This window comes from Intestinimonas butyriciproducens, from assembly GCF_016901775.1.
Taxonomy (GTDB): Bacteria; Bacillota; Clostridia; order Oscillospirales; family Butyricicoccaceae; genus Pseudobutyricicoccus.
Window position 1 is genome coordinate 131767 of sequence record NZ_JACJKW010000004.1, and the last position, 8668, is coordinate 140434.

At 59.3% G+C, this 8668-nt stretch carries 4 protein-coding genes and 3 pseudogenes; all 7 read right to left on the reverse strand.

Annotated features, from left to right (window positions below; translation table 11 throughout):
- Positions 1-4368, reverse strand: a pseudogene (locus tag H6A25_RS03490) (SNF2-related protein); the annotation flags it as partial.
- Between the two features lie 102 nt (positions 4369-4470).
- A pseudogene (locus H6A25_RS13155) lies at positions 4471-4854 on the reverse strand (ArdC family protein); the annotation flags it as partial.
- A 182-nt stretch (positions 4855-5036) separates the two neighbouring features.
- Positions 5037-5396 (reverse strand): cysteine-rich VLP domain-containing protein, encoded by a 360-nt coding sequence (locus H6A25_RS03495; RefSeq protein ID WP_204750615.1) that lies wholly within the window; start codon positions 5394-5396, stop codon positions 5037-5039.
- Positions 5389-7446, reverse strand: coding sequence for a type IA DNA topoisomerase (locus H6A25_RS03500; protein ID WP_204750616.1), 2058 nt, complete (start codon positions 7444-7446; stop codon positions 5389-5391). Before H6A25_RS03500 ends, H6A25_RS03495 begins: the two co-directional genes overlap by 8 nt.
- A complete protein-coding gene (locus tag H6A25_RS03505) occupies positions 7443-7646 on the reverse strand; it encodes a hypothetical protein (protein WP_204750617.1) in 204 nt (67 codons plus the stop codon). Before H6A25_RS03505 ends, H6A25_RS03500 begins: the two co-directional genes overlap by 4 nt.
- A complete protein-coding gene (locus H6A25_RS03510) occupies positions 7643-8353 on the reverse strand; it encodes a DUF4366 domain-containing protein (protein ID WP_243423211.1) in 711 nt (236 codons plus the stop codon). Before H6A25_RS03510 ends, H6A25_RS03505 begins: the two co-directional genes overlap by 4 nt.
- Positions 8340-8648, reverse strand: a pseudogene (locus H6A25_RS12705) (helix-turn-helix domain-containing protein); the annotation flags it as partial. The gene H6A25_RS03510 and the pseudogene H6A25_RS12705, both read right to left, overlap by 14 nt.
- Between the last annotated feature and the right edge of the window lie 20 nt (positions 8649-8668).

The following is an 8668-nucleotide window of genomic DNA, read 5'->3' on the forward strand; positions in this document are numbered from 1 at the left end:
TTATCGCACCTCCTCATGGGTTTTGGATTTTTTCTCTGCTGCTCTTTGCGGCATGGGACGGCGAAGCCCCTCCAGGACGGAGGGGCGCGTACTTTTGGCAACGATGGTTTCCTGCTGGCCGGGGGCCTTGCTGTCGATGTTGAGCAGCGTGTCCAGCTCCGTCAGCCGGGCCGATTTCTCCCGCAGCTCATCCTCATAGGGGAAGGGCCTGCCGACTTCTTCCTTTGCGGCGGCCTGCTGCTGATAGAGGTTATCAAGCTGGGCTTTCACGCTTTCCAACCGCTGGGGCATCTGCGCCAGGGCGTTGTCAATCCGGGTCAGGTTGCCGCGCGGGTCTGCGCCCAGGGTGGCCTGATGGGTCATCTGGCCTTTCAGTTGCAGGGTATATTCCTGGCGGAAGGCATCAAAGGACACCGACATGGCAAAGCCCCGGTAACTTCCCACCTGGACCGGCTCGGCGTTTTTCACTTCCTTACAGGCATCCAACAGGGCGGCCCCGGCGTTCTCCTTGTCGGTGAGGGTATCGCCCCGCACCTCCATCCCGGCAAAGCTGTCCGCCGGGTGGGGATGGGCGGCCAGTGTTTCCATATCTGCCTCAAGCCCCTTGATGAAGCCTTTGTGCTTTTCGATTTGCTCCGGGAAGTATTTCAGCAGGTTATCCTCCATCTGGTACTGCTTGCTCTGGTGGTCGGCCTTCATCAGTTTCAGGCGGGACACATCCACATCCAGGTCCATACGCTCCTTGATGCGGGGGTCCCCGGCGCACAGGGCCTTGATCTCGGCAAAGGAGAGCGCCGTTTCATCCACATCATCACAGCTTCGCACCGGCGATTTGGAGGACATGATCTGGCTGATGAATTTCTGCTTGTTCTCCACCGTCTGCCAGAGGTATGCGTCAAAGGTCCCTTCGGTTACATAGCGGAACACATGGACCTTTTTATTCTGGTTGCCCTGGCGCTCAATGCGGCCTTTGCGCTGGGCCAGGTCGCCGGGCCGCCAGGGGCAGTCCAGGTCATGCAGCGCCACAAGGCGGTCCTGCACATTGGTCCCGGCTCCCATCTTTTGGGTACTGCCGAGTAAAACGCGCACCTGGCCGGTACGGACTTTAGAGAACAGCTCCTTTTTCCGCACTTCGGTATTGGCCTCATGGATAAACGCGATCTGTTCGGCGGGCATCCCCTGGGCGATGAGCTTCTGCCGGATGTCCTCATACACCGTAAAGGCCGGTTCCGGCTCCGGCAGCGGCACCGCATCTTCCAGGGCGTGCAGGGTCGGATTGTCCAGCGCCTTCGCCACCTTTCTGGCGGGACTTGCCTGGGGTGTGGAAATATCGCAGAATACGAGCTGGGTCAGCTTATCCGCCTGCCCGTCCCGCCAGATCTGCATGATGTTGTCCACACACTGATTGACTTTGGTTCCCGGCTCATCCGGCAGCAGCGGATTGATGATCCGCTGGTCCAGCCCCAGTTTGCGGCCATCGCTGGTAATCTTGAGCATATTGTCCTGCCTGGGGTCAATGCTCCCACCGTGTACCTTGGCCGCCCGCTCGGAAAGGGCCTTTACCATCTCCTTCTGGTGTTCAGTGGGCTGGGCCACGATGTTGTGGTATTCCACCTCCGGGGTGGGAAGATGGAGCTGGTCGGCGGTCTTGATGTCCGCGATCTCTTTGAACAGGTTCATCAGCTCCGGCAGGTTGAAAAACTTGGAGAAGCGGGTCCGCGCCCGGTAGCCGGTCCCTTCCGGGGCAAGCTCCAAAGCGGTCACTGTCTCCCCGAAGCGGCTGGCCCAGCAGTCAAAGTGCGCCATGCCCAGCTCCTGAAGCCGGTCATATTGGAGATACCGCTGCATGGTGTAAAGCTCCGTCATGCTGTTGGAAACCGGCGTGCCGGTGGCAAAGATAACGCCACGGTTGCCCGTGATCTCGTCCATATAGCGGCACTTGGCAAACATATCGCTGGATTTCTGCGCGTCCGTAGTGGAGAGGCCCGCCACATTCCGCATCTTGGTATAGAGGAACAGGTTTTTATAGTTGTGCGCTTCGTCCACAAAGAGCCGGTCCACGCCGAGCTGTTCAAAAGTCACCACATCATCCTTGCGGCCTTCCGCTTGCAGCTTTTCCAGCCTGGCCTCCAGGGATTTCTTTGTCCGCTCCAACTGTTTCACCGTGAAGCGTTCCCCGCCGCTGGACTCCACTTCGGAGATGCCGTTTACAATCTCGTCGATCTGCTCATGCAGCAGCCGCTCCTGGCGCTCCACGCTGATGGGGATTTTCTCGAACTGGGAGTGGCCCATGATGATGGCGTCATAGTCGCCGGTGGCGATCCGGGCGCAGAACTTCTTGCGATTGTGCTTCTCAAAATCCTTTTTGGTTGTCACCAGGATATTGGCCGAAGGGTACAGCCGCAGAAACTCCGAAGCCCACTGCTCGGTCAGATGGTTCGGGACCACAAAAAGGGATTTCTGGCACAGCCCCAGGCGTTTGGCCTCCATCGCGGCGGCCACCATCTCAAAGGTCTTGCCCGCGCCCACCTCATGGGCCAGCAGCGTATTTCCGCCGTACAGTACATGGGCGATGGCGTTTTTCTGATGCTCCCGAAGGGTGATGGACGGGTTCATGCCGCCAAAGACGATATGGCTGCCGTCATACTCGCGTGGTCTGGTACTGTTCATTTCCTCATTGTACTGGCGCACCAATGCCTGCCGCCGCTCCGGGTCTTTCCAAATCCAGTCCTTAAATGCCTCCCGGATGGCCTGCTGCTTCTGCGCGGCCAGGGTGGTTTCTTTGGCGTTTAACACCCGGCGCTCTTTCCCGTTCGCATCCTCCACTGTGTCATAGATACGGACATCCCGCAGGTTCAGGCTGTCCTCCAGGATTTTATAGGCGTTGGCTCGGTTGGTCCCGAAAGTGGTGTAGGCGGCCACATTGTTGTAGCCCACAGAGTTTTTCCCCGTCACCTGCCATTCAGCGGTGTAAGGGACATACTTCACCTCGATCACATCCCGCAGATAGGGCGGGGTTTTGAAAGTTTCGTACATAAACTGCTGGATGTATTCCTTGTCAATCCAGGTCGCACCCAGCCGCACCTCAATCTCAGAGGCATCCAGGTCCTTGGGCTGGGCAGCGGTGAGCGCCTCCACATTGACGGAAAACGCCGGATCACGCTCCGCTGCCCGCTGTGCCTGGCGCAGCTTCTGCCGGACATTGCCGGACAGGTATTCATCGGCGGTCACATAATGGGGTGAGCCGTCCGGCTCCGTAATCCCCGGCACCTGGAAGATCACGCCCCGCAGTTCCTCAGCCAGCTCATCCCCGGTCCTGCCGGTGAGTTGTTCCATGTAGTCCATATCCACACAGGCTTTCTCTGAAATGGAGACTGCCAGGGCTTCGGCGGCGGTGTCCACGGAGGCCACCGCCTCATGGGGCTTAATGGTCCGTTTGGTGAACATATCCGCCTTTCGTTCCAGCCTGCCATCCTCGTCCAGCACTTCCAGCGCACAGAGCAGGTAATAGCTGCTGTCATCGGCAAAGGCCAGCCGGTTCGCCCGGTCATTGATAAGGCCGTACTTGGCAGAAAAGGCATCATAGAGCCGGTTCAGCTCCGCCATCTGTTCCCGGATGGCGGCATCCGGCATGGCGGCGTTCATTTCCAGGTCGATGAGCCGCTGCACACAGTCCCGCAGCTCCACCAGCCCCTTGACGCGGGCCTCGGCGGTAGCGTTTAAGTCCGGGCGCACCATGCGGCTGTTTTCCCGGTAGTACACCGCGCCATCCACCACTGTGTAAGAATAGTTTTTCACATCCGGGTCTGCCGGGAGGGAGGTGTCGATGTCCTCGCCTTCGCCCAGCTCCGGCAGCTCGGCCTCAGTATAGCGGCCCTGGATATGCTGCATCGCTTCATGGAGCTGCTGTTCCAGGTCTGCGCCTTCCCTCGGATTGCAGACGAGCTGGGGGCCAAACGGCCCGGTCACAATATCCAGGTCGCCCAGCACCATTTCCGGGTGGGTACGGAAGTAGCGGTTCATGGTCACATGGTCGTGCCGTTCCCGCCCATCCTTATCCGTATAAGTGTTTGTGTGTAACAGGTCTGTCTCCACCCATTCCGGCAGCGGCTCACCCTGCATCCGGGGGACATCCCGCTTTTGCAGGAAAACAATGTCCATCGCTATGTCTGTCCCGGCATTGGCCCGGAAGGTGGTGTTCGGCAGGCGGACCGCGCCCAGCAGGTCACACCGCCGGGCCATATACTCTCTGGCGTGTGCGTCCTTTTTATCCATTGTACCGCCGCTGATGCCGTTGGAGGTGATGAAAGCGATGATGCCGCCTGCCCGCACCTTGTCAATGGTCTTGGCAAAGAAGTAATCGTGGATCAGCAGGTTGTGCCGGTCATAGTGCTGGACATTCCCGAACAGGTCAGCGGCAAGCTGGGGCAGCGGTTTCCCTTCGGTCTGTGCGTAGTCAAATACTTTGATAGGCCGGAAAGTGGGGATTTCGATTTCCTTTTCCTCCATCACCACCTTACCGTTGGCGTCCAGCACCGGGGCCTTGGTGTCCGGGTCGAGCTTCTGTTCCTCGATTTTCTTCTTGTAGGGTGTGGGGGCGATAATCGTAATGCCATGTTCCCCCCGCTTCACATGGCGCTCAAATTGCTGCCACTTGTTGTAACCGGCCACTTTAGTCGCGTTAGGGCGCTGTAAGCGAATGAGCATCTGGTTATTGACGGAGTAGGTGGGAAAGCGGGACATGACTTTCAGATACTCGGCATATTTGTCGCTGTCAAACACTTCCCGGATGCCTGCCTCGATCTTCTCACCCAGCTCTTTCAGGCGTTCCTTGTTGGTGGGCTTATCAGCCATGAGAGTTCAGCTCCTTTCCTGAAAAAATAGGCCCCCGCAGGGGAAGAAAACTCATCCCTTGCGGGGGCGGAAATGTAACGGTTTCAAACACGGTTTTGAGGGGTTAAGGGGAAAACATACGGCAACGCACAAACGGGGCCGGAAATGCCTTGAAATACCTGGGCTTTTCAGCCCCGAAAGCGTTACATCTGCCCCCGGTGGCGGCGCACCCGATCACGGGTTTTCTTTCTTTGTTCAAAGGCGGCGCAGCGGGGACAGTACAAGGCCCGGTTGCTTCTGGCCTGGAAGGGCTTGCCGCAGGAGCGGCAGCGTTTCAGCTCATCAGCTCCCTGGCCGATGGCCGCGCTCAGCTCCGCGTCCGCAGGCAGGACCGCCTCCTTAAAATACCGGCAGAGAAGGGAGTAAGAAATGCTCTGCACACAGACACATCCCTCGCCTTCATCCAGGGCCAGGCAGTTTCCCTCGTCATAGTTGGCGCACAGGCGGCGGATCAGCTTTCGGGCGCGCCGAAGCTGCCCCTCCGTCATGCGGGGCTTATCCATTCCCGAACACCAGCTTGAAGTTGGTCTTTTCGCCAGTGTCCTCCATCACCACCGTTGCATCATAGGTCTTGCCAGTTTTCTCCGAATAGCAGCCGGTGAGCTTCACACGGCCATCTTTCAGGAGAGCGGCGGCCACCGACTTGGTGAGGTTCTTTTTCTTGGCGGTGAAAAACTTGCTGTTTTTCCAAAGAGCAAACCGGCAGCCAGCGTTTTCGCAGAAAAATCCCTGCTTGCGCTCGGTGACAGCCCCGCCGCAGCGGGGGCATTTGCCCACCGTCTCCCGGTCAGAGGGGAAAAGCACCTGGGAACCGTCAATCACCTTGTAGGTCCCCACCAGGTCCCGGAGCATATTGCAGATACCGTCCATGAACTCGCTGGGCTTCACTTCACCGCGCTCCACCTCTTTGAGCTGGTGTTCCCATTCCGCAGTCAAGAGCGGCGATTGAAGCTGCTCCGGCAGGACGGTAATCAGGGAAACGCCGATCTGCGTGGGAATGAGGTTGGTGGCCTTCTTCTGTTTCCTGCGCTCCACAAAGCCGGTGGATACCAGCTTTTCCAAAATCCCGGCGCGGGTGGCCGGTGTGCCGATGCCCTTGCGCTCCGCATCCTCCGGCATATCCTTTGCGCCAGCCGTTTCCATCGCGGAGAGCAGCGTGTCCTCGGTGTAGTGTTTCGGGGCTGTGGTCTTGCCCTCCTTGATGGTGGCAGCGGTGACAGGGAGCGTCATTCCTTCTGTCAGTCCGTCCGGCAGGACGCTTTCTTTCGCCGGGTCTGCCTTTTCCCGCTGATAGGCTTTCCAGCCCGGATCGGTGATGGCCTTTCCTTTGGCAGAAAACTGGTTCCCGCCGCAGTCCAGGGTGACAGCCGTTTCCTGGTAGCGGTAAGGGGAGCCGGTGGCGCACAGAAGCTCCCGCGCCACCAGACGCAGGATTTCCCGTTCCCCGGCAGGCAGGGTCTCCACATCCGTCCGGCCAGCTCCCTCAGTGGGGACGATGGCATGGTGGTCAGTGACTTTGGCGCTGTTGCAGACCTGGGCGGCCAGAACGGTGTCCGGCACAGCCACCCCGCAGATCTTCGCCGCCGCAGCCGCCAGTGCCGGAACCGTCCCTTCCATATCGGCGGTCAAATACCGGCTGTCGGTGCGGGGATAGGTGCAGAGCTTCTTTTCATACAATGCCTGGAGATAGTCCAGGGTCTGCTGGGCTGTGTAGCCAAGCTGCCGGTTGGCATCCCGCTGGAGGGTTGTCAGGTCATAGAGGGCAGGCGGCTTTTCCGATTTTTCTTTCTGCTCCACAGTCTGGACCAGGGCGGACTGGCCTTTGCAGGCATCCGCCACCACCTGGGCCACCGCTTTCTCGGCGCATTTCTCACCGGCGGCAGAAAATCCGCCGCAGTCCAGGACCGGCGTATAAAACGGGACCGGCTTGAAGGCGCTGATCTCGGCCTCCCGTTGGACGATCAGGGCCAGCGTTGGGGACATCACCCGCCCGATATTCAGAGTGCGGTGGTACAGCACGCTGAAAAGCCGGGTGGCATTGATCCCCACCAGCCAGTCGGCTTTGGACCGGCACAGGGCGGACGCATACAGCCCGTCATAGTCGCCGCCCGGTTTGAGGGCCGAAAAGCCCTCCCGGATGGCGGCATCCTCCATGCTGGAAATCCACAGCCGGAGCATGGGCTTCTTGCAGCCGGTCAGGTTGTAGACGGTGCGGAAGATGGACTCTCCCTCGCGCCCGGCATCGCAGGCGTTCACCACCTCGGTCACATCGGACCGCTCCATCAGTTTTTTCAGCAGGTCAAACTGCTTTTTCTTGTCGGCGGCCACCGAATACTGCCATTTCTCCGGCAGGATCGGCAGGTCCTCATAGCGCCACTTGGCATAGTCCGGGTTATAGGCGGAGGCATCCGAAAGCTCCGCCAGGTGGCCGAAACACCAGCTCACCAGATACCCGCCGCCCTCCAGATAGCCGTCCTTTCGGTTTACGGCCCCCAGCACAGAGGCAATGCTCTGTGCAACGGAGGGTTTCTCTGCAATCACAAGTCGGCTCATGGGTTCACGCTCCTTTCTTTGGGTTTCATTGCCGCCTGCTCCGTCACGCCCCGGTAACAGGGCAGGATGCAGCCCTCCCCGTAGCGTTTGCAGCCGTGGCAAGGGTGGCCTTTGGCCGGACGGGAGGGGTCAGGCCCCCGCTCCTGGCGGGGGACCTGCATCATCATGCGCTCCAGAGGGTTGTCGGTGAAATATCTCATAGCTTCTCATCCTCCGGCTCCGCATCCATAGGAAACTCATCGTCCATTTCTTCCTCTGCGTCCTCGTCCAGATCTTCCTCCCCGGCGGTTTCCTCGTCCTCGCCGTAGTCGTAATCATCCAGGTCGGTGTCGCCTTTGGTCTTGGGCTTATTCTTGATGAATTTGATGTAATAGAACGCGCCGCCGCCCGCCAGGGCCGCGATCAGCAGGATAATCAGCAGGCCGCCCATACCGCCGCTTTCTTCCTCCGGCTCTGGCTCGGTTTCCTCGGCGGCAGGCGTTTCTTCCGGCTCCGGCTCTGGTTCCGGGCCAGCGCAGGCGGTCATATCCGAAGCGCAGATTTCGCAGTTCATGTTGACCGCTCCGGCCTGACAGCGGGTGGTGCAGGAACAGGTGGCCGGTTCGCCATCATCGGCCAGGGCCATCAGGTCCGCCTCGTCCACCTGGTTCAAGAAGTGGACCGTTTCCTCACCCTTATCATCACGGTCAATAATCAGGTAAAAGACATTCCCGGCTTTCGTTTCCAGTGTGATAAACTGCTTGCCGGTGCCTGTTGTGCTGCCGTAATCATCAATCAGGGTCAGGTTCCCGTCCGGGGTCAGGGCGCTGCCGCCTCCGCCGCCAAGCAGTTCTGTCAGGGAGGAAAGTTCATCTTCGCCAAGAGAGAGGGAAAAGCTGCCATCGCCGGTACTGGTAGTTGAGCTCATCCAGGCTCTCATACTCGCCCAGCTTGTCGTAGAGGCCGTCCACATAGCAGTCATAGTCAGTGATGAACCACTCCTCATACCCGTGTTCCTCCAGCTCCCGCACCCCGGCGCAGATACTGTCAACGCCATCCTTGCAGATCCGGGCCAGCCCCTTGGTGGTATAGTCCCACTCCTCCGGCAGGGAGAGCATGAGGGAGAGAAGGCCCTTCGCTTTCAGCGAGAGCGACTTGTCCCGCAGGTGATGGTTGGACATCACCGTGTAATCGCGGGTTTTCTCAATGCGGAATACCGCCATATTGGATACCTCCTTCCTTC